Source organism: Litoreibacter sp. GN1-5 (assembly GCF_055693805.1).
Genome location: NZ_JBVFUP010000001.1, coordinates 134,560 through 157,375, shown reverse-complemented (window position 1 = coordinate 157,375; position 22,816 = coordinate 134,560). Strand labels below are relative to the sequence as shown.

20 protein-coding genes and 4 pseudogenes are annotated in these 22,816 nt (G+C 54.7%); 15 read left to right on the top strand and 9 right to left on the bottom strand.

Annotated elements, in window-relative coordinates; genetic code table 11:
- The first annotated feature begins 2 nt into the window (after positions 1-2).
- From ACZ1HF_RS00760 to xth, 6 genes and pseudogenes are all read left to right on the top strand, one after another.
- On the top strand, positions 3-761 hold the full coding sequence (locus ACZ1HF_RS00760; RefSeq protein WP_472655713.1) for a sulfite exporter TauE/SafE family protein: 759 nt from the start codon (positions 3-5) through the stop codon (positions 759-761).
- Between the two features lie 93 nt (positions 762-854).
- On the top strand, positions 855-3,677 hold the full coding sequence (locus tag ACZ1HF_RS00755; protein ID WP_472655712.1) for a molybdopterin oxidoreductase family protein: 2,823 nt from the start codon (positions 855-857) through the stop codon (positions 3,675-3,677).
- A 61-nt stretch (positions 3,678-3,738) separates the two neighbouring features.
- Positions 3,739-4,478, top strand: a pseudogene (locus tag ACZ1HF_RS00750) (4Fe-4S dicluster domain-containing protein).
- Positions 4,479-5,354 (top strand): dimethyl sulfoxide reductase anchor subunit family protein, encoded by an 876-nt coding sequence (locus tag ACZ1HF_RS00745; RefSeq protein ID WP_472655711.1) that lies wholly within the window; start codon positions 4,479-4,481, stop codon positions 5,352-5,354.
- 70 nt (positions 5,355-5,424) lie between these two features.
- The gene (locus tag ACZ1HF_RS00740) at positions 5,425-6,162 is read left to right on the top strand and encodes a hypothetical protein (RefSeq protein WP_472655710.1); all 738 of its coding nucleotides are present in this window, start codon (positions 5,425-5,427) and stop codon (positions 6,160-6,162) included.
- 27 nt (positions 6,163-6,189) lie between these two features.
- Positions 6,190-6,969, top strand: a complete 780-nt coding sequence (gene xth, locus ACZ1HF_RS00735; RefSeq protein WP_472655709.1) for an exodeoxyribonuclease III — start codon at positions 6,190-6,192, stop codon at positions 6,967-6,969.
- On the opposite strand, the gene ACZ1HF_RS00730 is transcribed toward xth, so the two are convergent.
- Together ACZ1HF_RS00730 and dksA are read right to left on the bottom strand one after the other, a co-directional pair.
- Positions 6,966-7,556 carry a LysE family translocator gene (locus tag ACZ1HF_RS00730; protein ID WP_472655708.1) on the bottom strand — a complete coding sequence of 197 codons (591 nt, stop codon included), beginning with the start codon at positions 7,554-7,556 and terminating at the stop codon, positions 6,966-6,968. The genes xth and ACZ1HF_RS00730 overlap by 4 nt on opposite strands.
- Before the next feature lie 70 nt (positions 7,557-7,626).
- Positions 7,627-8,049, bottom strand: coding sequence for an RNA polymerase-binding protein DksA (gene dksA / locus ACZ1HF_RS00725; protein WP_472655707.1), 423 nt, complete (start codon positions 8,047-8,049; stop codon positions 7,627-7,629).
- Positions 8,050-8,243: 194 nt separating this feature from the next.
- Between dksA and ACZ1HF_RS00720 the strand changes: the two genes are divergently transcribed.
- The 6 genes from ACZ1HF_RS00720 (at position 8,244) to ACZ1HF_RS00695 (ending at position 13,124) form a co-directional block, all read left to right on the top strand.
- On the top strand, positions 8,244-9,083 hold the full coding sequence (locus ACZ1HF_RS00720) for an AAA family ATPase (protein WP_472655706.1): 840 nt from the start codon (positions 8,244-8,246) through the stop codon (positions 9,081-9,083).
- On the top strand, positions 9,080-9,523 hold the full coding sequence (locus ACZ1HF_RS00715; protein WP_472655705.1) for a GNAT family N-acetyltransferase: 444 nt from the start codon (positions 9,080-9,082) through the stop codon (positions 9,521-9,523). The genes ACZ1HF_RS00720 and ACZ1HF_RS00715 overlap by 4 nt, the downstream gene beginning before the upstream one ends.
- A gap of 7 nt (positions 9,524-9,530) precedes the next feature.
- Positions 9,531-10,886 carry a DUF2927 domain-containing protein gene (locus ACZ1HF_RS00710; protein ID WP_472655704.1) on the top strand — a complete coding sequence of 452 codons (1,356 nt, stop codon included), beginning with the start codon at positions 9,531-9,533 and terminating at the stop codon, positions 10,884-10,886.
- Between the two features lie 3 nt (positions 10,887-10,889).
- On the top strand, positions 10,890-11,060 hold the full coding sequence (locus ACZ1HF_RS00705; RefSeq protein WP_472655703.1) for a hypothetical protein: 171 nt from the start codon (positions 10,890-10,892) through the stop codon (positions 11,058-11,060).
- A gap of 3 nt (positions 11,061-11,063) precedes the next feature.
- On the top strand, positions 11,064-12,251 hold the full coding sequence (locus ACZ1HF_RS00700; RefSeq protein WP_472655702.1) for a vWA domain-containing protein: 1,188 nt from the start codon (positions 11,064-11,066) through the stop codon (positions 12,249-12,251).
- Between the two features lie 174 nt (positions 12,252-12,425).
- Positions 12,426-13,124 carry a M48 family metallopeptidase gene (locus ACZ1HF_RS00695; RefSeq protein ID WP_472658943.1) on the top strand — a complete coding sequence of 233 codons (699 nt, stop codon included), beginning with the start codon at positions 12,426-12,428 and terminating at the stop codon, positions 13,122-13,124.
- Between the two features lie 181 nt (positions 13,125-13,305).
- Here the strand turns inward: ACZ1HF_RS00695 and ACZ1HF_RS00690 are convergent, their stop codons facing one another.
- The 3 genes and pseudogenes from ACZ1HF_RS00690 to ACZ1HF_RS00680 form a co-directional block, all read right to left on the bottom strand.
- Positions 13,306-14,022, bottom strand: coding sequence for a calcium-binding protein (locus tag ACZ1HF_RS00690; RefSeq protein ID WP_472655701.1), 717 nt, complete (start codon positions 14,020-14,022; stop codon positions 13,306-13,308).
- 142 nt (positions 14,023-14,164) lie between these two features.
- Entirely contained in the window at positions 14,165-14,704 is a 540-nt protein-coding gene (locus tag ACZ1HF_RS00685; protein WP_472655700.1) for an RSP_2648 family PIN domain-containing protein, read from the bottom strand.
- A pseudogene (locus ACZ1HF_RS00680) lies at positions 14,704-15,890 on the bottom strand (RSP_2647 family RNA methyltransferase). The gene ACZ1HF_RS00685 and the pseudogene ACZ1HF_RS00680 overlap by 1 nt, the downstream one beginning before the upstream one ends.
- 109 nt (positions 15,891-15,999) lie before the next feature.
- On the opposite strand from ACZ1HF_RS00680, the pseudogene ACZ1HF_RS00675 reads away from it, so the two are divergent.
- From ACZ1HF_RS00675 to ACZ1HF_RS00665, 3 genes and pseudogenes are all read left to right on the top strand, one after another.
- Positions 16,000-17,011 (top strand): annotated as a pseudogene (locus ACZ1HF_RS00675) (ligase-associated DNA damage response exonuclease).
- Positions 17,008-18,595 (top strand): annotated as a pseudogene (locus ACZ1HF_RS00670) (ATP-dependent DNA ligase). Before ACZ1HF_RS00675 ends, ACZ1HF_RS00670 begins: the two co-directional pseudogenes overlap by 4 nt.
- 93 nt (positions 18,596-18,688) lie before the next feature.
- Positions 18,689-18,979, top strand: coding sequence for an SCP2 sterol-binding domain-containing protein (locus ACZ1HF_RS00665; RefSeq protein WP_472655699.1), 291 nt, complete (start codon positions 18,689-18,691; stop codon positions 18,977-18,979).
- Between the two features lies 1 nt (position 18,980).
- On the opposite strand, the gene ACZ1HF_RS00660 is transcribed toward ACZ1HF_RS00665, so the two are convergent.
- The 4 genes from ACZ1HF_RS00660 to ACZ1HF_RS00645 all read right to left on the bottom strand — a co-directional run bounded on the left by ACZ1HF_RS00660 (position 18,981) and on the right by ACZ1HF_RS00645 (position 22,816).
- On the bottom strand, positions 18,981-19,757 hold the full coding sequence (locus ACZ1HF_RS00660) for a gamma-glutamyl-gamma-aminobutyrate hydrolase family protein (protein ID WP_472655698.1): 777 nt from the start codon (positions 19,755-19,757) through the stop codon (positions 18,981-18,983).
- Positions 19,758-19,898: 141 nt separating this feature from the next.
- Positions 19,899-20,327: a GlcG/HbpS family heme-binding protein gene (locus ACZ1HF_RS00655; RefSeq protein WP_472655697.1), complete on the bottom strand. Its 429-nt coding sequence runs from the start codon at positions 20,325-20,327 to the stop codon at positions 19,899-19,901.
- An 86-nt stretch (positions 20,328-20,413) separates the two neighbouring features.
- Positions 20,414-22,567, bottom strand: coding sequence for a malate synthase G (locus ACZ1HF_RS00650; protein ID WP_472655696.1), 2,154 nt, complete (start codon positions 22,565-22,567; stop codon positions 20,414-20,416).
- Positions 22,568-22,675: 108 nt separating this feature from the next.
- Positions 22,676-22,816, bottom strand: a complete 141-nt coding sequence (locus tag ACZ1HF_RS00645) for a DUF2256 domain-containing protein (RefSeq protein ID WP_472658942.1) — start codon at positions 22,814-22,816, stop codon at positions 22,676-22,678.

The window sequence follows — 22,816 nt, the reverse complement described above, 5'->3', positions numbered from 1 at the left end:
ATATGGATAATCTCAGCCAGATCACCGGCCTTAGCTCGGGCGATTTGACTGTCCTGATCTTTATCTGTTTCGCCGCAGGTTTGGTCAGGGGCTTCTCGGGCTTTGCCTTGTCTGCCCTCGTCATGGCCACCGCTGTTATAATCATTCCACCTGCGCAATTGATCCCGATCTGCTGGTTTCTGGAAATGACCGCGTCTCTGCTGATGGTACGAGGCGGCATAAAGGAAGCTGACCGCAGGATTGTCACAGGCCTTGTGCTGGGGTCGGTCATTGGCGTGCCGATCGGTCTTGCGCTGACCACATCAGTCCCGGTCGAGACGTCAAAACTTATCGCATTGATCGTTGTGCTGACCCTCGCCGCCATCCAACTGACCAAACTCAAGTTGCCATTCCTTGCCACCAAACCCGGCCTTTACGGGTCCGGCCTGACCGCTGGCATCGTCACCGGGCTGGCTTCAGTCGGTGGCATGGTCGTCGCACTCTATGTGCTCAGCCAGAACGCCCCTGCCCGCATCATGCGCGCCAGTCTGGTAATGTTTCTGTTCCTGTCTTCACTCGCCACCGCGGTCTACCTTACGCTCTATGGCTTGATGACACAGCATACGGTTTCCTGTGGTCTGGTTCTGGCCGTTCCCACAGCGGCCGGCGTGATCCTTGGTAAAACGCTTTTTGTCCCAAAGTGGGAAATCTACTACCGGCCTTTTTGCTTGTCCTTGCTCGTTGGCCTTGCATCCCTTGGCATCATCCGGATGGGTCTGTAAAATGAGACCGAATATCTCAAAAGAACATATAATTTCACTCGCCAAGCCCGGCTCGGGTAGGCTAGATATACAAAGCTTATCGAGGGGGAGACGATGACGCATCACCAGCCTGACCTGAACCTGTCACCGAAAGTCAGTGACGAGGTTCGCAAAACCACCTGCTACATGTGCGCCTGCCGTTGCGGGATCAACGTCCACATGAAAGACGGGAAGGTTGCCTATATCGAAGGCAATCGGGATCATCCGGTCAATCAGGGTGTGCTCTGCGCCAAAGGCTCTGCTGGAATTATGCAGCACAACGCCCCATCGCGGCTGAAAGCGCCTCTGAAACGCACTGGTCCACGCGGCTCCGGCGAATTCGAAGAGATCACATGGGAAGAGGCTTATGACATAGCGGTCGGCATCCTCAAGCCAGTGCGCGAAACGGCCCCAGAGAAACTGGCGTTTTTCACTGGCCGCGACCAGTCGCAAAGCTTCACCTCGCTTTGGGCACAAGGTTTCGGCACACCTAATTACGCGGCCCATGGCGGCTTCTGCTCGGTCAATATGGCTGCGGCCGGTATCTACACGATGGGCGGTGCGTTTTGGGAATTTGGTCAACCCGATTGGGACCGCACCAAAATGCTGATGATCTTTGGCGTGGCCGAGGATCACGATTCAAACCCGATCAAGATGGGTCTGGGCAAGATGAAAGGCCGGGGTGCAAAGGTTATCGGCGTCAACCCTGTGCGTTCCGGTTATAACGCCATCGCCGATGAATGGGTCGGTATTACGCCGGGCACCGACGGGCTGTTTATTCTTGCGCTGGTGCATGAGCTGTTCAAAGCAGGCAAACTCGATCTCGACTATCTGGCACAGTTCACCAACGCACCGGTTCTGGTCAATGGCGACGAGAAGTCCGAGGATTTCGGCCTGCTGATGCGTGACGCAGATAACAAGCTGATGGTCATAGACCGCGCCACCGGTAAACCAGCGGCCTATGACGGCACCGGCGTCAAACCGGACCTCGCAGGCAGCCTTCGCGAGGCTGGCGTCACCCATCGCTCTGTCTTCCAGCACATGGCCGAGAAATATCTCGACCCCGCCTACGCGCCCGAAGCCGTAACCAAACGTACCGGCATCACCGCCCACCGCATCAAACGTATCGCGGCAGAACTGGCAGATGTTGCGTTCAACCAGGCCATCGAAATTGATCAGGAGTGGACCGATTTCCGCGGCCATAAGCACAACAAATTCGTCGGCCGCCCCGTCAGCTTCCATGCGATGCGCGGTATCTCGGCCCATGCCAACGGCTTCCAGACCTGCCGCGCGCTGCACCTGTTGCAAATCATCCTTGGCAGCGTCGAAACCCCGGGCGGTATGCGCTTCAAGCCACCCTACCCCAAACCACCAGAGGCACATCCAAAGCCGCATTATGGTGTAACACCCGGTCAAGCCCTCGATGGGCCACACCTTGGCTTCACTCATGGCCCTGACGATCTGTGCCTGAAGGAAGACGGCTCCCCCGCCCGCATCGACAAGGCCTTCACTTGGGAAAACCCCATGTCGAGCCATGGGATGATGCACATGGTGATTTCTAACGCCCATGCCGGTGTACCCTACAAAATCGACACGCTGTTTATGTATATGGCCAATATGTCGTGGAATAGCTCCATGAACACGCGCGGCGTGATCGACATGCTGACGGACAAGGACGCTGACGGCAATTACGTCATCCCCAACATCATTTACTCGGACGCATACAGCTCTGAAATGGTAGCCTATGCCGACCTGATCCTGCCCGACACCACCTATCTGGAGCGTCACGACTGCATCAGCCTTCTGGACCGCCCCATCTGCGAGGCCGACGCAGTGGCTGATGCCATCCGCTGGCCCGTGGTCGAGCCTGACCGCGACGTCAAAGGATTCCAATCCGCGCTGTGTGACCTTGGCGGTCGTCTCGGCCTGCCCGGTTTCGTGAACGAGGACGGCACCCAAAAATACAAAGATTACGCCGACTACATCACCAACCACATCCGCCGCCCCGGCGTCGGACCTTTGGCTGGGTTCCGTGGCAATGGTGAAGATCACGGGCGCGGTGAAAGTAACCCTGCGCAACTGGATCGCTACATCGAGAATGGCGGTTTCTGGATGGAGCACGTCCCCGAGGACGCCACCTATTACAAGCCCTGGAACATGAACTATCAGGACTGGGCGGTGAAGATGTCTTTCTTCGACAAACCCCAGCCTTATGTATTCAACCTCTACGTGGAACCCATGCGTAAGTTCCAGCTTGCAGCCGAAGGCCACGGCACTCGTCAGCCGCCCGAGCATCTGCGCGAGCGTATCAAGACCACGATGGACCCGCTGCCGATCTGGTATTCCAATGAGGACGACAACAAGGCGGCAGACTTCCCCATCACCGCACTGACGCAACGCCCAATGGCGATGTACCACTCCTGGGGGTCACAAAACGCATGGCTGCGCCAAATCCACGGCCACAACCCGCTCTACGTCTCCAAGAAAATATGGGATGAGAACGGGTTCCAAGATGGCGACTGGGCAAAAGTGACCTCACCCCATGGTGAAATCACCGTGCCCGTGGCCCTGCAGGCTGCCTTGAATGCCAACACCGTCTGGACATGGAACGCCATCGGCAAACGCAAAGGCGCTTGGGCCTTGGAGGACGACGCGCCTGAAACCACCAAAGGCTTCCTGCTGAACCACTTGATCCACGAGCTACTGCCAGCAAAAGGCGACGGGTTACGGTGGGCCAATTCTGACCCTATCACCGGCCAAGCCGCATGGTTCGATCTCAAGGTCCGCGTCGAAAAAACCGACGCGCCCGCGGATGTGCAAACCCAACCCAATATTCCGGCACAGAAATCGCCAGTAGGCCAAGGACCGGATCATCTGGAATGGAAGGTGGAAAAATGACCCTATCATTGTTTCCAAAATACTCCCGCCGGAGGCTGCAACAGATGCAAGAGGCACAGACATGACCCAATTGCCCGCAACAACACAAAAGAAGCTCGGCCTTGTCATCGACCTCGACACCTGTGTCGGTTGCCACGCCTGCGTGGTGTCCTGCAAGGGCTGGAACACCGAGAACTACGGCGCACCTCTGTCAGATCAAAACCCTTACGGCGCAGACCCGGTCGGCACGTTTCTCAACCGTGTGCATTCCTACGAGGTAATGCCAGAACAAGGGCCCGCCCAAACCGTGCATTTCCCGAAATCCTGTCTGCATTGCGAGGACGCTCCTTGTGTCACCGTCTGCCCTACCGGGGCCAGCTACAAGCGTGTTGAAGATGGCATCGTGCTTGTCAATGAAAGCGATTGTATCGGCTGCGGCCTATGTGCATGGGCCTGCCCCTACGGCGCACGGGAATTGGATCAAGCCGAGGGTGTTATGAAGAAATGCACCCTCTGTGTAGACCGCATCTATAACGAAAACCTTCCCGAAGAAGACCGCCAGCCTGCCTGCGTGCGCACATGTCCCGCTGGCGCGCGGCACTTCGGCGATTTGGGCGATGAAAACTCAGATGTGTCCAAGCTTGTCGCAGACCGCGGTGGTATGGACCTGATGCCCGAACAAGGCACCAAACCCGTCAATAAATACCTACCCCCCGCCCCAAGGATGAGGACATCGACATCCTCGCCCCCTTCCTCGAACCTGTCGCCGCAGAGCCAAAGGGCTTCTTGGGCTGGCTTGACAAAACGCTGGAGAAACTCTGAATGCATCCCGCACCATCCATCATTTTCTTCACCGTTTTCAGCGGCCTAGGCTTCGGTCTGCTGACATTTCTTGGGCTTGGCAAACCGGATGTCTCGGGCTTCACCGCCTTCATCTTCTTCCTTATCGCCTATGCTATGGCCGTTGGCGGGTTGATCGCCTCTTCATTCCACTTAGGCAATCCACAACGCGCCCTTAAAGCTTTTACCCAATGGAAAAGCAGCTGGCTGTCGCGCGAGGCCTGCCTATCGGTGGCAGCTCTTGTTGTGATGGGACTTTATGCAATCGGCGTGGTCTTCTTTGACACAAAAATCGGGGTGTTAGGGCTGATCGGCTCCGTTCTATGCTTGGCGACGATCTTTGCCACATCTATGATCTATGGTCAGCTCAAGACCGTACCACGGTGGAACCACTGGACCACCCCTGCCCTGTTTATGGGATATGCCATCACCGGGGGCGCGTTTATGGCAGGTCAGGTAACACTGGCGGCCCCGTTGCTACTGGTACTTGGGGCAGCACAGCTTCTGGCATGGATTGCTGGCGACAAACGCTTCAAAGAGGCTGGTAGCACGATAGAAACAGCGACCGGGCTGGGAAATATGGGCAAGGTTCGCCTGTTCGAGTCCCCTCATTCCGGCACCAATTACCTGCTTAAGGAAATGGTCCATGTTGTCGGACGCAAACATTCCAAAACCTTGCGAATTATTGGTGTGGTCTGCCTCAGCATGATCCCTTGGGTACTGGTTGGCATGCTGCCTTTTAACCATGTTCTGGCCGGGATCGGCATTGTCATCCACGTGGTCGGTGTTCTTGCAACACGCTGGCTTTTCTTCGCGGAAGCCGAACATACGGTTGGCCTGTATTACGGGCAGCGCTAGGGGTTGGGCGCCCCGCTTTTGCCTTCGAGAAACCGCGGCCTATTATTGGGTTTCGTAACTTGGGGTTGGCATGACATGTATTCTGATATTGGGCAGTGGCCCGAACGTGCTGAATTGCCGTGACTGGTCCCGCCGCGGGTTCGTTCATATCCTTGCGATTAACAACGCTTGGCAGGTCCGTCCCGACTGGGACAGCCTGATCTACCCGGAAGATTTCCCAAAAGATCGTCTGCCTGACAGGATCGCCCCCACCCAAACCTGTGTCGCAGCGGATCAATACGTAGAGGCGCAAAACAATTACGGCGGTTTCGTTTATGCAGGCGGGACTATGGCATTCACGGCCGGATATTGGGCCTTGCACCGGCACAAGCCATCGACACTCGCCTATTTCGGCTGCGATATGGTCTACCCCAAGGCGCGCAAAACTCACTTCTACGGCACTGGCACAGCGGATCCATTGCGCGATGACCCGACCCTGCAATCGCTGGAGGCGAAGGCCGCGCGTCTCGCCTGGTTTGCCGTCCAACAGGGCTGTCGCGTAGCAAACCTCTCTGACCAGCCCAGCCGCCTGCCATACCCCCGCACAACACAGTCCGACCTTACAACGCCCAAAATGGGTTTTGACGAAACAGCGGCGCAAGCTGCACTTCGTATGGAAGCTGATCTGGATTATCAAATCCCCTCCGGGCGCTATTGGCAACATTTGGACCAGATTGATCCTGCCAAGCTACGGGAGCTCGATAGCCTCTGGCTTATCGCGGCCGGTCTAACACCGCTTGCGCATGAGATATGCATCAGTCAAAACTGAGGTCCAAAGCAGCGCCGGGGGCCGCACATGAAAATCGCCACATTCAACATCAACGGCATCAAGGCGCGCATAAACGCTTTGTCAGACTGGCTGGACGAAGCGCAGCCCGATGTGGCGCTCCTGCAAGAGATCAAATCCGTGGACGAGGCCTTCCCGCGCGAAATCTTCGAAGACAAGGGGTACAATGTCGAAACCCATGGGCAGAAAGGGTTCAACGGCGTCGCCATTCTGTCAAAACTGCCCCTTGAGGATATCGCGCGAGGCCTACCCGGCGATGAGACTGACGAACAGGCCCGTTGGATCGAAGCAACTGTAGTTGGCGATACAGCGATCCGAGTGTGCGGGTTGTATCTGCCCAACGGCAACCCTGCACCGGGGCCAAAATACAACTATAAACTTGCATGGATGGAGCGTTTATATTCCCGCGCACAACAGCTTCTGTCTGACGAGATGCCCGCCCTGATGGCCGGCGATTACAACATCATCCCACAGCCCGAGGACGCCAAACGCCCCGAAGCCTGGACGGATGATGCGCTCTACAGGTTGGAAAGCCGCGCCGCCTACCGCCGCATCCTGAACCTCGGCTTCACCGAAGCCTTCCGCGCCTGCAATCAACTGCCCGAACAATTCAGCTTTTGGGATTATCAGGCGGGTGCCTGGAACCGTAATGACGGCATCCGCATCGACCATTTTCTGATGACACCCCAATGTGCTGACCTTATGCGCGACTGCAAAATCGACGCTGAAATTCGCGGCCGCGAGAAACCATCGGATCATGTCCCTGTTTGGGTCGATCTGGCCGTTTAAAACGCCGCAATAATCGCCAGCGCGACCACACCCACCAGCGCAAGGGCCATCGTGATATTGATGACCCGCTGAATCTTCTGCGGCAGGTTCAACCGCTTGATCACCCCACCCATCCAGAGCCAAAGAAGATGGATAGGCACCCAGATTGCGTTGACGATCAGAAATTTCACCACCACTTCCACAGTCAACGCATCAGGGAAGATGACAAACCCTGAAAACAGGGCCGTGTTGACCGCATAGGCTTTGGGATTAATCGCCTGCAGCAAAAGCCCGGCACCGATACCGGGCTGGCTTTGCGCTTCTATAAACGCAACACGACTGCCAGCAAAAGCAATACGCCACGCAAGGTAGAGCAGATAGAATGTCGAGGCTACGAACAGCACTTTGCGGATCACAGGGTTGGCCAGCACCAAAGCGGCCAGACCGCTGACAACGGCCAGTGCAACAAGATTTGTCCCGATAAACAGCCCAGCCAGATAGCGCAGCCCCGCGCGAAACCCAAAGGCGGCCCCGACACCCGCGATAGACAAAACGCCTGGCCCCGGAGTGATCAGCAGCAAGAAGACCGCCAGTGCAAATGTTGCCATGGATTACCGCCCCTGAATTACAAAAGCCGGACCAATGGCCCGGCATTTGTGATGTTCACTATTATCAGGCTCAATCGTCGCGATGCACTTTCTCGCGCCGCTCATGACGTTCTTGCGCTTCAAGGCTAAGCGTTGCAATCGGACGGGCATCAAGGCGTTTCAGCGAAATCGGATCCCCGGTTTCTTCGCAATACCCGTATTCCCCAATTTCAATCCGGCGCAAAGCACTGTCGATTTTGGCGATAAGTTTGCGTTCCCGATCCCGTGTGCGAAGTTCCAGCGCACGATCAGTTTCCTCACTGGCCCTGTCGGCAATGTCGGGAATATTACGCGTCCCGTCTTTCATGCCTTCAATGGTGGACGCCGTTTCCTCTAGAATGGAGTGCTTCCAATCCAGAAGCTTGCGGCGAAAATATTCTGTCTGGCGGTCGTTCATGAAAGGTTCATCTTCCGCTGGACGATAGTCATCAGGTAGAAACACTTCGGCTTTCATCCCTACTCCCTCAACTATACTATACACGGGATACCGTGACCCGAAGACGACTCAAACACGTCGGGCATCCTGTGTTTCCCACGCATGCTCTAACCGAATGCCACCCCCTTGTCACGCAGATAAGGCACGTTATGACTGTTATCTGGATCACTTCTTGAAGATGATCAACTGCACAACACAGAGGTCTGATTTTTATGCAATTTAACGGTACCAAATCCTACATCGCTCCAGATGACCTGACTGTGGCCGTCAACGCCGCCGTCGCGCTGGAGCGGCCTTTGCTGGTTAAGGGCGAACCCGGCACCGGAAAAACAGAACTTGCAAGGCAGATCTCTGACGCGCTGGGGCTGCGAATGATCGAGTGGCATATCAAATCCACCACCAAGGCTCAGCAGGGCCTCTATGAATATGACGCGGTCAGCCGTCTGCGCGACAGCCAGCTCGGGGACGCCCGCGTGAATGACGTAAAGAACTACATCCGCAAAGGAAAACTATGGCAAGCGTTTGAAGCAGAAGCAAAAACTGTCCTGCTGATTGATGAAATCGACAAGGCCGATATCGAATTCCCCAATGACCTTCTGCAAGAGCTCGACCGGATGGAGTTCCACGTCTACGAGACGGGTGAAACTATCAAAGCGCACCAGCGTCCAATTGTGATCATCACGTCGAATAACGAAAAGGAGTTGCCCGACGCTTTCCTGCGCCGATGTTTCTTCCACTATATCCGCTTCCCGGACATGGACACGATGAAACAGATCGTCGAGGTTCATCATCCCGGCCTGAAGGAGCAGCTTTTAAGCACCGCCCTGACGCAGTTCTACGAAATTCGTGACACCCCTGGCCTTAAAAAGAAGCCATCTACATCCGAAGTGCTGGATTGGCTCAAATTGCTATTGGCCGAGGATCTGAGCCCCGAAGACCTGAAACGCGATGGCGTTAATGCTTTGCCCAAGCTGCACGGGGCGCTTTTGAAGAATGAACAGGACGTGCATCTGTTCGAACGCCTTGCCTTCATGGCGCGCAATCAAAGATGAGCGTTGTTATTCGACCGCTGAGCCCGGAAGATGAACCCGCATGGCGACGTTTATGGACCGATTATCTGACGTTTTATGAGACCACAGTGCCCGAAAACGTCTATGAGACAACATTTCAGCGCCTTCTCGGCGATGATCCGCAGGATTTCAGGTGTCTGATTGCTGAATATGATGGGCGCCCTGTGGGTCTGACGCATTTTCTATTTCATCGTCATTGCTGGAAAATCGAAAAAGTCTGTTATCTACAAGACCTTTACGCGGACCCGGACATACGCGGTAAGGGTGTTGGACGCGCCTTGGTCGAGGGCGTTTATGCAGAGGCTGACCAGCAGAATTCCCCATCTGTGTATTGGTTAACGCAGGACTTTAACGCCACAGCACGAAACCTTTATGACCGCATTGGACAAGTTACTCCATTTATTAAGTACAACCGGCTATAAACGCCTGATGATACGTTACCTTGTTCTGATTCTATGTTTCCTGGCAGCCTGTACACCGGCCCCGGAAACAACCAAACGCAGTGGACCTCTGGTGGACCGTCTGCCCCCGATGAAAACCTTCGCCAGTGGGCGAACACAGCCTGCTATCAGGCCAAATTCCGAGATTATGCAGGATTTTCTTGATCTGTCTTTTATGATGGAAAGCGGTCGAAAACTGCCCCGGCTGACAAAATTTGAGGGCCCAATCAAGGTCGCGGTTACATCAGGTGCCCCCAGAAGTCTTGAAAAAGACCTCAATCAGCTTCTGGCCCGTTTGCGCCGCGAGGCGCGCATCGACATCTCTCGGGCACGGTCTGGGGAAACACCAAATATCATTGTGCAAGCGGTAACGCGCAAGACATTGCAACGCGCAGTACCACAGGCTGCCTGTTTTGTTGTGCCCAATGTCAGCGGCTGGAAAGAGTTCAAGCGCACCCGTGGGCGTGGCACAACCGATTGGGCCAAGCTGACGGAACGTAAGTTGGCAACAGTCATCATTCCAAAAGATGTCAGCCCACAGGAAGTGCGCGATTGTCTGCATGAGGAAATTGCGCAAGCGCTAGGTCCACTGAATGATCTGTACCGCTTGCCTGACAGTACGTTCAACGATGACAACTTCCACACGGTTCTGACCGGTTTCGATATGTTGATCCTGCGGGCCTATTACAGCCCAGAAATCCGCAACGGTATGAACCGTGGTCAGGTCGCTTCGGTTCTGCCTGGTGTTTTGGCACGGCTTAATCCACGCGGAAACTCTGCCGCTGCCCGCCCGCATTCGCAAACTCCACGCGCGTGGAACAAGGCGATTTCGGCAGCACTCGCAATCAATTCAAGTCCCGCAAAGCGTGCAACCTACGCAGCCAAAGCAGTTAATATCGCCAAACGCGAGGGTTGGACTGACAATCGCCTGGCCTTTAGCCTGTTTGTGCAAGGTCGCGTGACGCTTAGTACTAACGCCCAGACATCCATTGCAGCCTTCCTGCAAGCAAGCGCGCTTTACAATGGGCTTTACGGCAAATCCGTGCAGACAGCCCATGTGGCGACTCAAATGTCTGCCTTTGCACTCTCCTCTGGGCAGTCTGATGTTGCAATCCGAATTGTGGATGATGCCTTGCCTGCCGCCCGCAGTTCTCAGAATGCAGCGCTTCTTGCCACTCTGCTAATGATCAAGGCCGAAGCACTGGACCTGTCCGGCAAGACAGAACAGGCTAGGGCTGTGCGGCTGGACGGGCTGGCTTGGGGGCAATATGGGTTTGGCTCAGATAAGAATGTGCGGGCGAGACTGGCGGAAATCCAAGCGCTCACCCCAGCAAAGAGAGGCTGACGCGTGGCACCATTTATCGGTTTCATTATAGGCGCTGTGCTGGGTAGCGTCATCGCCAAGCGTCGTGATGGGCAGGTTCTTGATATCGCGCAATATGCGTTTGGCTATGGTGTCCTCTTCGGTCTGATTGGTCTGTTCGTCGCAATTTTTCTGGCGCGCAGCGCCGTAGGCTAAACAATGTTCCTGCCATTCTTTGACACGCTGCGCGCCGTCAAAATTCCGGTGTCCTTGCGGGAATATCTGGCGTTTCTGGATGGCGTGCACGCAGGTCTTGTCACCTATGATATCGACGGGTTCTACTATCTGGCCCGCGCAATCATGGTGAAAGACGAAAGACATCTGGACCGTTTTGATCAGGCATTCGCAGCTACCTTCAAAGGGCTTGAAGACGTCTCGTTTGACGAAGTCGTCAAAGCAATTGAGCTGCCTGAGGACTGGCTGCGCAAACTTGCCGAGAAAACCCTGACCGAAGAAGAAAAAACCGAAATCGAGGCCCTTGGTGGGTTCGACAAATTGATGGAAACCCTAAAGAAACGACTTGAGGAACAGAAAGCGCGTCATCAGGGCGGCAATAAATGGATCGGCACCGCCGGAACCTCACCCTTCGGTGCCTATGGCTACAATCCCGAAGGCGTGCGCATCGGCCAATCAGAAAGCCGCCATCAGCGTGCCGTTAAAGTGTGGGACAAGCGCGAATTTCGCAACCTTGACGACAGCGTAGAACTGGGAACGCGCAACATAAAAGTCGCGCTGAAACGCCTGCGTCGTTGGGCGCGGGACGGCGCAACCGAAGAGCTGGACCTAAACAATACAATTCGGTCCACGGCCGAGCATGGATATCTGGACGTGATCACCCGCCCAGAACGACGCAATGCCGTCAAAGTGCTGCTGTTTCTTGACGTCGGCGGTTCAATGGATCCACATATCAAGTTGGTTGAAGAACTATTCAGCGCCGCCAAATCCGAATTCAAACATCTTGAGCATTTCTACTTCCACAACTGCCTTTACGAAGGTGTCTGGAAAGACAACCAACGCCGCTGGAGCGAGCAAACACCGACTTGGGATGTGTTGCGCACTTACGGGTCCGACTATAAATGCATTTTTGTCGGCGATGCCTCTATGTCCCCATACGAGATCGCCTATCCCGGTGGCGCAAATGAACATATGAACCCCGAGGCAGGTCAGGTGTGGCTGACCCGGGCGCGCGAGCAATGGCCAGATCATCTGTGGATAAATCCGTTGGACGAACGGTACTGGCGCTACACACAATCAATTGCCATGATACAGGAAATTTTCGGGGCAGATCGTATGGTGCCGATGACCCTGAGCGGCCTTGAACGGGGCATGAAGACGCTTAGCCGCTAAGGAACGAACGCAAGCGCCTCTTCTCAAAACCTGTCCAAAATCACCATGCTGCATATCATGAACAGCATAGATATTGATAACCTGACACCACACCGTCTTGCGTAGACCGGATAATTTTCGGAGCGGGCTTTGTTTTTATTTGCCCAATGCGTTCCGTGCCCCCATATTCTCAATATGCTCAAACTGTCCCCTATCCTGCTGACAATCCTTTACGGGTTGGTCATGTATAAATTCTCGGCCTGGAGAACGGCCAAGCAATTGGACAACCAGTCAACTGTTCTGCAAGACGCAGAGCTTGAACGGCTGAACGAAGACATGGCCAATGCGCTCGACCTACCGCAGATCCGCGTCCATGTCTATGAGATCGAACCGGTCAACGGTCTTGCCGCACCAGACGGTCGCATCTTCATTACACGCGGGTTTTTCAACAAATACAAAGCGGGCGAGGTCAGCGCAGAAGAAATGGCCAGCGTCATCGCCCATGAGCTGGGGCATGTGGCACTGGGCCATTCCCGTCGCCGCATGATTGATTTTTCAGGCCAGAACGCAATTCGCATTGCGCTGGCTTCGATGCTCGGCCGTTTCATCCCCGGCGTGGGTGTCTGGCTTGCCAATATGCTGGCCACGATGCTGGCCGCCCGCCTATCACGTCAGGACGAATATGAGGCGGACGCCTATGCGTCTGCTCTGCTGACCAAGGCGGGGATCGGCACCGAACCCCAGAAATCCCTTTTCAATAAGTTGGAAAGCCTGACCGCCAGCACAGGCAGTGGACCCCCTGCCTGGTTCCTAAGTCACCCCAAATCAGCCGAACGCATCGCAGCAATCGAAGCGAATGAGGCGAAGTGGGGAACTACTATAATAGGGCGTTAATTTTTTGAGCAAAAAATATCAGACTACCAAATCTCTTATGTGCTCATGTATTTGAAATAGTGTTGTATCTGTAAAGAAAACCCCACCCCAGTATGTTGGGACGGGGAATTTAGTGCTGACTTTGTGCAAGTCACATTCTGTCTATTACAAAATCGAATTTAACGACAAACTGCAACATCGCTTACAGTGCAATAATATCAATATTTTCAAGACCTGTAAATTCGATCACAACTTCACCAGCAAACAGAACCTCACCTGATGTAGCGTCGTTTTCATCATATTCGATCGTTACAAGCCCAGGTGCAGCAGGGTTATCAACGATTACAAGAGAGTCGTCACCAGCCCCACCATAAATGGTGTTAGACCCGATTTGCCCAGCGACATACTGGAAAGTGTCATCGCCGGTCCCACCATGCATAGTATCATCACCGAAACCGATCAGAAATCTGTCATTCCCTGCGCCGCCGAAAAGTATATCATTTCCGAAGCCACCAATTTCCCCGTTTTCGCTCAAGCCACCTGATGCTTCCGCAGCAGAGACAAAAACATCATCACCGGCACCGCCAAAGACGATATCATCGCCCAAACCGTCATCTATAGTATCGTTTCCGGCACCTCCAAAAAGGACATCACTCGCCTCTCCAACACCGCCAATAAGGATATCGTTACCTGCGCCGCCGAAAAGAACATCACTATCTTCGCCACCATCCAGCGTGTCATTACCTTCCCCGCCGAAAAGTACATCAGATCCAGCGCCGCCGCTTAAAGCATCATCGCCATCCTTACCAAAAATGACATCATTACCTGCCAAGCCGTCGATAATATCATTGCCTGGAAGACCGAAAAGCACATCAGCCATCTCCGTAGCTGAAATAGCTTTATCACTTGAAGTTTTCATTTATGTGTTCCTTTAATTAAATACACAATTTCAAACTATTAGATTTAATTCATCAACTAAAGCAAATATTTTCCAGGATTGTCTTAAAAACGAGGCATAGGCAAAATGCTGCCCATTATACTCAGATCAATAATTTATAGCTTTATAACAAAGCCTTACCCAACCGAGGAAGGCGTGCACGTTTCAGAAGATCGCGTTGCGGTATTGTTCCATCAAAAAGGCGCTGTGCCTCTGCATGAACCTTACAAACTACCAAGGCTATAACTTCCGGCGACTGTAGCCATAGGTTCATAAGAAACGCATCGGGGCTGTCACGGTCCAGCCCTTCATCGCGCAAAGTCGCGCGGGGGAAATCCTTCGCGTTGAACGTCAGAATGACATCCGCCGATCCCGCAATGGCAGCCGCCAAAACATGCACGTCATTCTCGTCCGGCAACCACAACCGCGCCATATCACCATCCCGTGGGATAATCACAGCAGAAGGCCACCCAGCGCGCAACAAAGCAATCTCGGCACGGGCCTGCATCTCGCCAGTGGGGCCAATCTTGCGGGCAGCGCGTGCCCATTCTTCTAAAATACGTTCGGACCAAAGCGGGGTGAAAAGCCCTTGCCCGGCGACACCAAGCAGGATTTCCCGCAGCACCGTCGGGTACAAAACACAGGCATCCAGCAGAACCCGCATCAGTCGAGCCGGAAGAACAATACTTTGAGATAACCGCTTTCCGCCAAATGGGGATGTGTCGGATGATCTGGCCCCGCACCACCTGTATAAAGAAGTTGCGGAGCGCGCCCGCCTTTGCCGATCCCACGTATCGACGCTTGCCGGAACTTGCTGATATCTGCAGCATGAGAACATGAACAAAGGCCAAGATATCCCCCCGGCGCAACCAGCCGAGCAGCCAGAGATGCCACCCGGGCATAGGCCCTGAGGCCATTTTCCAACGCTTGTTTGTTCGGCGCAAAGGCAGGCGGATCAGCAATCACAAGATCAAATTGAGCGCCTTCTTCAACCAAGGCCTCCATCGTTTTGAAAGCATCACCCTTGCGGGTTGTCAATCGGCCGCTGGCCCCCATTGCGGCAGCTCCTGCCTCGGCCAGCGACAATGCAGCCTCGGATCCATCCACAGCTAGGGCCTGCGTTGCACCACCTGCCAAAGCAGCAAGCGAGAATCCCCCAACATGGGAAAACACATCAAGCACACGTGCGTCCTTGGCCAATCTGGCCGCAAATTCATGGTTAGGGCGCTGATCGTAAAACAGCCCCGTCTTCTGCCCACCAATCACGTCAGCCATATAAGTCGCGCCATTCATGAGCACCGGAATTGGGGCATCTACCCCCCACGCAGAACCACGCTGTTCTCGTCCAGCCCTTCCAAGCTACGCGCCCGACCGCTGGCGTTCTTGATGACGGTACGGCAGCCCGTGACTGAAACCAACGCCATCTCAAGATCAGCCAATCGGACATCAGCCCAAGCCGCATTGGGTTGGACAACAAGGGCATCGCCAAACTGATCAACGATCACACCCGGCAACCCGTCCGCCTCTGCATGGATCAGCCGATAGTAAGGGGTATCATACAGGCGCTCACGCAGGTCCACGGCGCGCTTAATACGTGCGGTCAGCCACTCCTGATCCACAACAGCTTTTGGATTCCTATCCAGAACACGCGCCATGATCTTGGAGCGTCCGTTGAGCGCCGCAATCCCCAAAAAGGTGCGGTCCGCATCCTGAAGTTCCGTAATCGTGCCGGGCACAAGAGCCTTTGTCCGGCGGTCCGTCACAAGCTGATCAGAATAGACCCATGGGAACCCAAAGCGGATCGCTTTAGCATCAGTTTTCGGTTTCAGGCGAATAATGGGATAACTCATGCCCTCCCATACTTCCGTTTAGACACGTTTGGAAGCGCCTGCTCTATCATCTTGTGAAAAATACTTTCTCACGCTGGCAACCAAATCTCCTGCTGCTAAGTTTGACGTCATGGTTCTCGAATTTCGTCCTCAAGGCATTTATTGTCCCGCCGGTGATTTCTTCATCGACCCATGGCGCCCGGTAGAGCGGGCATTGATCACCCATGGTCATTCGGACCACGCGCGTTGGGGGCATAAACACTACCTCGCAACCGAGGGCCGCGGCGCCGGTGATGAAACTTCGGCTCGGTGATATCACACTTGAAACCACGCCTTACGCTGCCCCGCGCCAGATCGGCGATGCATTGGTCAGTTTCCATCCGGCAGGCCATGTGCCGGGTTCAGCCCAGATCAGGGTCGAGGTCGGCGGCGAAACTTGGGTTGTCTCAGGTGATTACAAAATCACCAATGATGGCTTTTGCGAACCATTTGAACCCGTGAGCTGCCATACGTTTATCTCTGAATGCACCTTCGGGCTGCCGGTCTTTACATGGGACGTTCAGGAAGACGTGATCGCCCAGATCAACGCGTGGTGGCAGGGCAACCGTGATGCTGGACGGTTCTCGATCCTCGGGGCTTATGCGCTTGGGAAGGCTCAAAGAATCCTCGCAAATATTGATAGCTCTATCGCCCCTGTCCTGACCCATGGTGCTATCGAGAACACCAACGAGGTGTTACGTGCGCAAGGGCTTGAGCTGCCCCAGACGATCCGCATCACCCCCGATCTGAACATCAAGGATCATCAGGGCGCGCTGGTGCTTGCCACGCCATCGGCAATGAACAGTACATGGGCGCGGCGGTTCGGGCAGGCATCCACCGCTTTCGCTTCGGGCTGGATGGCCTTGCGCGGGGTCCGACGTCGCCGCGCCGCAGACCGCGGGTTTGTGATGTCAGATCATGCGGATTGGGAAGGGTTGAACGCAGCCATCAAGGCTACAGGGGCAGAACGCGTGTTCGTTACCCATGGTTACACTTCGGTTTTTTCACGCTGGCTGGCCGAGCAAGGCTATGACGCAGGCATTGTAGAGACGGAATTCGAAGGCGAAAGTCTTGATAAAGGCGAAGCGGAGGTCATTGAATGAAACGCTTCGCCACACTGTTCACCGCACTTGACCAGACCACAAAGACCAACACCAAAGTCGCAGCGCTGGCAGATTACTTCCGAGACGCCCCTGATACGGACAAGCTCTGGACAATTGCCATCCTGTCCGGCCGACGCCCCAAACGCGGCGTTACAACAACCCTTCTGCGCGAATGGGCTGCCGAAGTTGCAGGCATTCCCCTATGGCTTTTCGAGGAAAGCTATCCGATCGTGGGCGACCTGTCCGAAACCATTGCACTGGTTTTACCACCTGCGCAGGAAAGCTCCGACGACACACTGACCGAGTGGCTGGATATTGTGGCAAACCTCGGCACACGCACCGTGGAGGAGAAAAAGCAAACAGTGTTGACAGCCTGGAATAGCCTGCCCCCGGTCGAGCGCTTCTTGTTCAACAAACTGATCACAGGCGGTATGCGCATTGGCGTTAGCCAAAAGCTGATGACCCGTGCGCTGGCGCAAGCCACCGGGATCGAGGAAACGCAACTTGCCCACCGCATCATGGGCAATTGGACACCGCAAACGACCAGCTATCAAGATCTGATCCTGACCGATGACCCGTCTGCGGATGCGTCAAAGCCCTACCCGTTCTACCTCGCCTATCAGCTTGAAGATTTGGACGTACTTGGCCCACCCGTTGACTGGCGTGCTGAATTCAAATGGGACGGTATTCGCGGACAACTGATCTTGCGGGATCGTCAGCATTTCCTGTGGTCACGCGGGGAAGAGCTGATCACTGACCGCTTCCCCGAATTCGCCCAAGCCCCTGACTTCATCGAGGATGGCACAGTAATTGACGGCGAAATCCTTGCTTGGGCGGACGAAAAACCTCTCCCTTTAGTGCCTTGCAAAAACGCATCGGACGTAAAACCGTACCGAAGAAACTGCTCAGCGAAGCCCCGACGATCCTGTATGCCTATGACTTGCTGGAATATCGCGGACAAGACATTCGTGACCAGCCTTACAATACAAGGCGTGCCTTGCTGGCAGATATGATTCAATGTCTGCCACAGACAGCACCCTTGCGGCTTTCATCCATTTTGTCATTTGAGACATGGGATGATCTGGCCGCGTTGCGCGAAACCTCACGCGACAGGCAGGCCGAGGGGCTTATGTTGAAACGCGGGGCTCCCCCTACCTTGCGGGGCGCAAAAGGGGCGATTGGTGGAAATGGAAGGTCGATCCACTGATGATTGACGCGGTGATGATCTATGCGCAGGCAGGTCATGGGCGACGGGCCAATCTGTTTACCGATTTCACCTTCGCAGTCTGGTCCGGCAATGATCTGGTTCCGTTCACCAAGGCGTATTCAGGCCTCACCGATGCGGAGTTTCGCAAGATCACCGCATGGGTCCGCAAAAACACGTTGGAGCGTTACGGCCCCGTGCGTGCCGTTACGCCCGAGCACGTGTTCGAGATAGCGTTCGAAGGGATACAAGCGTCTCCGCGGCATAAGTCGGGGGTCGCGTTGCGCTTTCCGCGCATGTCACGTTGGCGCCATGACAAGCCCGTACAAGAGGCGAACACTCTGGATGATCTGAAAGAAATGCTCGAAACCTATGGCTAATCCGACTGCTCACACGCGTCTCTGACGTGACGTCCCACTTGCCGTTTGCGCATGATCGTCAAAACTGGAGCTATATCTAGCCAGAGGAATCCCATGTCCGCCATAGTCGACGAATTCGTAACCTTGCTGCATGACAAAGCCAAAGGTACGATCAAAGGCACCGCCAAGCTTGAGATCACGGGCGAGGGTAGCGTCATGCTGACTGAACACGGCGCTACGGCTGGCAATGCACCTGCCGATGTCACACTCAAAGCATCCGAGAAAACATTCCGCGCGATCCTTGATGGGTCTCAAAACCCGATTATGGCGGTGATGTCTGGCAAGCTGAAAGTGGATGGGAACAATATGCGCGCCTTGAAGGTTAGTGAAATCCTGACCAGCTAATTCAGGCCGATTTCAACAAAACCGGTCGCTCCCCTGCGCGCCAAGCCGATGCAGCCTCGCCAAACGCCTCGAATAATGGTCGCGATACAGGATCATGTGCCGCCCGGTATTCCGGATGCCATTGCACCGACAGAGAAAACCCCGGCGCATCCTTGATATAGATAGCTTCCGGCGTCCCATCCGGGGCCACACCATCTATCACAATCCGTTCTCCGGCAGTCTTTATCCCCTGCCCGTGCAACGTGTTCGTCTGGACCACAGAGCTGCCCATCAACCGTTCAAACGGCCCACCTTCGGTAAAACGGACCTCATGGCGCAGGGCAAACTTCTCCTCTATTGTCCCATCAGGCGGCATACGGTGGTTCAACCGGCCCGGTAGATCGCGGATTTCGGGGTGAAGCGTGCCCCCCATGGCGACATTGACCTCCTGAAAGCCACGGCAGACCCCAAGAAACGGTTGTCCTATCTCGATACAGGCTCGGATTAATGGCAGGGCAACGCGATCACGTGCCCGATCAAAGGCGCCATGCGCCTCAGTCGGGTCCTCGCCATATTCTTCCGGATGCACATTCGGGCGCCCTCCTGTGAACAAGAAACCGTCACAAGCCTCCATGAGATCAGTAACCGAAACCAATTCAGGATCCGTAGGAACGATCACCGGTACCGCGCCGCAAATTTCTGCGACAGCTTCGGAATTCATCCGCCCGCCCGCATGGACGGGATATTCCTCATTGATGAGGTGATAGTTGCCGATAATCCCGATAATTGGCTTTGCCATCTTATACCGCTCCTGCAATCCCCCCACTTTATGTTTAGGCAAAAATCTCACTCAGGTCGAGTGTCTAGTCCCGCACAATCCATGTGCAAAATCTCGAGATCAAAATATAGGCATCTCTGTATCAGGATAGCCAAACGATATTCAGATTTCGCCCGAAAGCCCTGCCGCTTCGATCCCTGCCATTGCAGCGATCGCATCATTGTCTGATGTATCACCCGTTACACCAACGGCACCAATCACAGCACCCTTTTTATCATACACCAAAACACCGCCAGGCACCGGTATAACTGAGCCACCAAAAAGCCCATTCACAGCGGTCATGAAGTAATGTTGTTGCTCGGCCCGTGCCATCTGCGCCGTGCCTGCCATGCCCAGCATAACCGAGCCGTAAGCCTTGCCACGCGCAACGTCAAACCGTCCCGGTGCCGCTCCGTCTTCTCGTTCAAACGCCTGCACATGACCACCGGCATCCAACACAACCACGGACAAAGGTTTCAACTCCATCTCCCGCCCCTTTGCCAGCGCCTTGCGTACAATGGTGCGCGCCTTGTTCAGTGAAATCGCAGCCATGTCCTCATCCTTATCATTGTTTCATAAATACTCTGGGGTTTGGGGGCAAAGCCCCCACGGATCGTCGCAGCAAAGCTGCGACGAAATCAACTCGCCTTCAACTCCAAACGCCGCTGATGCAACACGGGCTCGGTATAACCCGAAGGCTGCACACGCCCTTTGAAGACCAGATCGCAAGCCGCCTGAAAGGCAATCCCGTCAAAATTAGGTGCCATCGAAGCATAGCCGGGATCACCCGCGTTCTGACGATCCACAACAGCGGCCATCTTCTTCATCGCCGCCATTACATCTGCCTCTGAAACCACGCCATGATGCAACCAGTTCGCCAACGCCTGCGACGAAATCCGGCAGGTCGCGCGATCCTCCATCAAATCAACATCATTGATATCGGGCACCTTCGAACATCCGATCCCCGCATCTACCCAGCGCACCACATAACCAAGGATGCCTTGGGCGTTGTTCTCGACCTCTTGGATGATCTCCTCATCCGACCAGTTTTGGCCATGCGCTACCGGAATGGTCAGCAAGTCGGCCAAAGTCCCACGCACACCGCCTGCTTTGATCGCATCCTGACGCGCAAACACATCGACCTTGTGATAATGCATCGCGTGCAAGGTCGCGGCTGTTGGCGACGGCACCCAGGCGCAATTCGCACCAGATTTGGGATGACCGATCTTCTGTTCCAGCATATCAGCCATCAGATCAGGCATTGCCCACATGCCCTTGCCGATCTGCGCTTTGCCCTGAAGACCACAGGCCAGCCCAATATCCACATTGCGATCCTCGTAAGATGCAATCCAGGGCTCGCCCTTGATATCACCTTTCTTAAGAAACGGTCCCGCCTCCATCGAGGTATGAATCTCGTCGCCCGTGCGATCCAGAAAACCTGTATTGATAAAGGCCACACGCGATTTCGCCGCGCGGATACATTCTTTGAGATTAACTGAAGTACGCCGTTCTTCATCCATGATCCCAAGTTTCACAGTGTTTTGCGGAAGGCCCAGAATAGCCTCTACCCGAGTGAAAATCTCGTCCGCGAAGGCCACTTCTTCGGGCCCGTGCATCTTGGGTTTAACGACATAGACCGATCCCGCAACAGAATTGCCCCCATCCCGCTTCAGGTCATGGATCGCAATCAGTGTGGTGCAGAGCGCATCCATTAGACCTTCCCCGATCTCAAGTCCGTCACGATCCAGAACCGCTGGATTTGTCATCAGATGGCCAACATTGCGCACCAGCATAAGTGACCGCCCCTTCAGGGTCAGGTCTTTGCCGTCACGCGTTTTGAAATGTTTGTCCTCGGCCAAAACCCGATCAAACGTCTTGCCACCTTTGGTCACGCTCTCGCGCAGATCACCTTTCATCAAGCCTAGCCAATTGGAATAGGCAAGCACCTTGTCCTCACCATCCACAGCGGCGACAGAATCTTCGCAATCCATGATTGTCGACAGGGCAGATTCCAGGATTACATCCGAAATTCTAGCCGGGTCGGTTGCGCCAATCTGGTGGGACGGGTCAATAACAATACGGATATGAAGGCCGTTTTTGACCAGAAGTATTTCGCCCATGTTTTCGGTGTAACCTGCAAATTGCGCAGGATGTGCCAGACGTGCCTGACCGCCACCCGTCTTGACGATCAAACCATCATCATCGGTGTCAAATCCTGTGGCCTCGGCCCATTTAACACCGTCCAGCGGGACCGCATCGTCCAGATGTGCCTTGGCCGTGGCGACCACACGCGCCCCGCGTGCATGATCAAACCCGCCGGCAGTGGGCAAATCGCCCATCGCGTCCGTGCCATACAACGCATCATAGAGCGATCCCCAACGCGCATTGGCTGCGTTCAGCGCAAAGCGTGCATTCATAATCGGCACAACCAATTGCGGCCCCGCGATTGATGCAATCTCGGGGTCGACATTTTCTGTCTCGATCATGAAATCAGGGCCTTCGGGGACCAGATACCCAATCTCTTTGAGAAATTCTGTATAGGCGGCTGCATCATGGACTTGCCCGCGCCGCTCAATATGCCAAGCGTCGAGGGCGGATTGTATCTCTTCCCGCTTTTGTAAAAGCGCACGGTTCTTTGGGCCAAAGTCATGCGCAAGCTCAGAAAGTCCCGCCCAAAAACTATCCGCTTCGACACCAGTTCCCGACAGTACCGTCTCTTCAATAAAACTGACCAATTTCGGGTCAACCGACAGGCCTGCCCGCTCCACGCGATTTTCAGCGATATCTTTCATTTCAGTCTCCCGGCAGAATAGGGGTCGTATGCTATGGTAAACCTTCTAGAAAAAAAGTTTCCGATAGGCAACAAGCGTGGTTAGAAAATCTGACCAATTCTAAGAACTTCACTCGTGCCCTCGCGCATCACGGCATTGCGTTGAACAATATCGCACCTCATCCCAAACCTTTGCCCATTTCTTGCGCCATGCAAAAGGCCGTCCGCATTTGGTACAAATCTTGGTGGGGAGGTTAGCTTTCTTGCGCAT

What these genes read in the sequence shown, in the direction of transcription:
- ACZ1HF_RS00760 (WP_472655713.1), top strand. Translation starts at nt 3, where the DNA reads ATGGATAATCTCAGCCAGATCACCGGCCTTAGCTCGGGCGATTTGACT.
- ACZ1HF_RS00755 (WP_472655712.1), top strand. Translation starts at nt 855, where the DNA reads ATGACGCATCACCAGCCTGACCTGAACCTGTCACCGAAAGTCAGTGAC.
- ACZ1HF_RS00745 (WP_472655711.1), top strand. Translation starts at nt 4,479, where the DNA reads ATGCATCCCGCACCATCCATCATTTTCTTCACCGTTTTCAGCGGCCTA.
- ACZ1HF_RS00740 (WP_472655710.1), top strand. Translation starts at nt 5,425, where the DNA reads ATGACATGTATTCTGATATTGGGCAGTGGCCCGAACGTGCTGAATTGC.
- xth (WP_472655709.1), top strand. Translation starts at nt 6,190, where the DNA reads ATGAAAATCGCCACATTCAACATCAACGGCATCAAGGCGCGCATAAAC.
- ACZ1HF_RS00730 (WP_472655708.1), bottom strand. Translation starts at nt 7,556, where the DNA reads ATGGCAACATTTGCACTGGCGGTCTTCTTGCTGCTGATCACTCCGGGG.
- dksA (WP_472655707.1), bottom strand. Translation starts at nt 8,049, where the DNA reads ATGAAAGCCGAAGTGTTTCTACCTGATGACTATCGTCCAGCGGAAGAT.
- ACZ1HF_RS00720 (WP_472655706.1), top strand. Translation starts at nt 8,244, where the DNA reads ATGCAATTTAACGGTACCAAATCCTACATCGCTCCAGATGACCTGACT.
- ACZ1HF_RS00715 (WP_472655705.1), top strand. Translation starts at nt 9,080, where the DNA reads ATGAGCGTTGTTATTCGACCGCTGAGCCCGGAAGATGAACCCGCATGG.
- ACZ1HF_RS00710 (WP_472655704.1), top strand. Translation starts at nt 9,531, where the DNA reads ATGATACGTTACCTTGTTCTGATTCTATGTTTCCTGGCAGCCTGTACA.
- ACZ1HF_RS00700 (WP_472655702.1), top strand. Translation starts at nt 11,064, where the DNA reads ATGTTCCTGCCATTCTTTGACACGCTGCGCGCCGTCAAAATTCCGGTG.
- ACZ1HF_RS00695 (WP_472658943.1), top strand. Translation starts at nt 12,426, where the DNA reads ATGCTCAAACTGTCCCCTATCCTGCTGACAATCCTTTACGGGTTGGTC.
- ACZ1HF_RS00690 (WP_472655701.1), bottom strand. Translation starts at nt 14,022, where the DNA reads ATGAAAACTTCAAGTGATAAAGCTATTTCAGCTACGGAGATGGCTGAT.
- ACZ1HF_RS00685 (WP_472655700.1), bottom strand. Translation starts at nt 14,704, where the DNA reads ATGCGGGTTCTGCTGGATGCCTGTGTTTTGTACCCGACGGTGCTGCGG.
- ACZ1HF_RS00665 (WP_472655699.1), top strand. Translation starts at nt 18,689, where the DNA reads ATGTCCGCCATAGTCGACGAATTCGTAACCTTGCTGCATGACAAAGCC.
- ACZ1HF_RS00660 (WP_472655698.1), bottom strand. Translation starts at nt 19,757, where the DNA reads ATGGCAAAGCCAATTATCGGGATTATCGGCAACTATCACCTCATCAAT.
- ACZ1HF_RS00655 (WP_472655697.1), bottom strand. Translation starts at nt 20,327, where the DNA reads ATGGCTGCGATTTCACTGAACAAGGCGCGCACCATTGTACGCAAGGCG.
- ACZ1HF_RS00650 (WP_472655696.1), bottom strand. Translation starts at nt 22,567, where the DNA reads ATGAAAGATATCGCTGAAAATCGCGTGGAGCGGGCAGGCCTGTCGGTT.
- ACZ1HF_RS00645 (WP_472658942.1), bottom strand. Translation starts at nt 22,816, where the DNA reads ATGCGCAAGAAAGCTAACCTCCCCACCAAGATTTGTACCAAATGCGGA.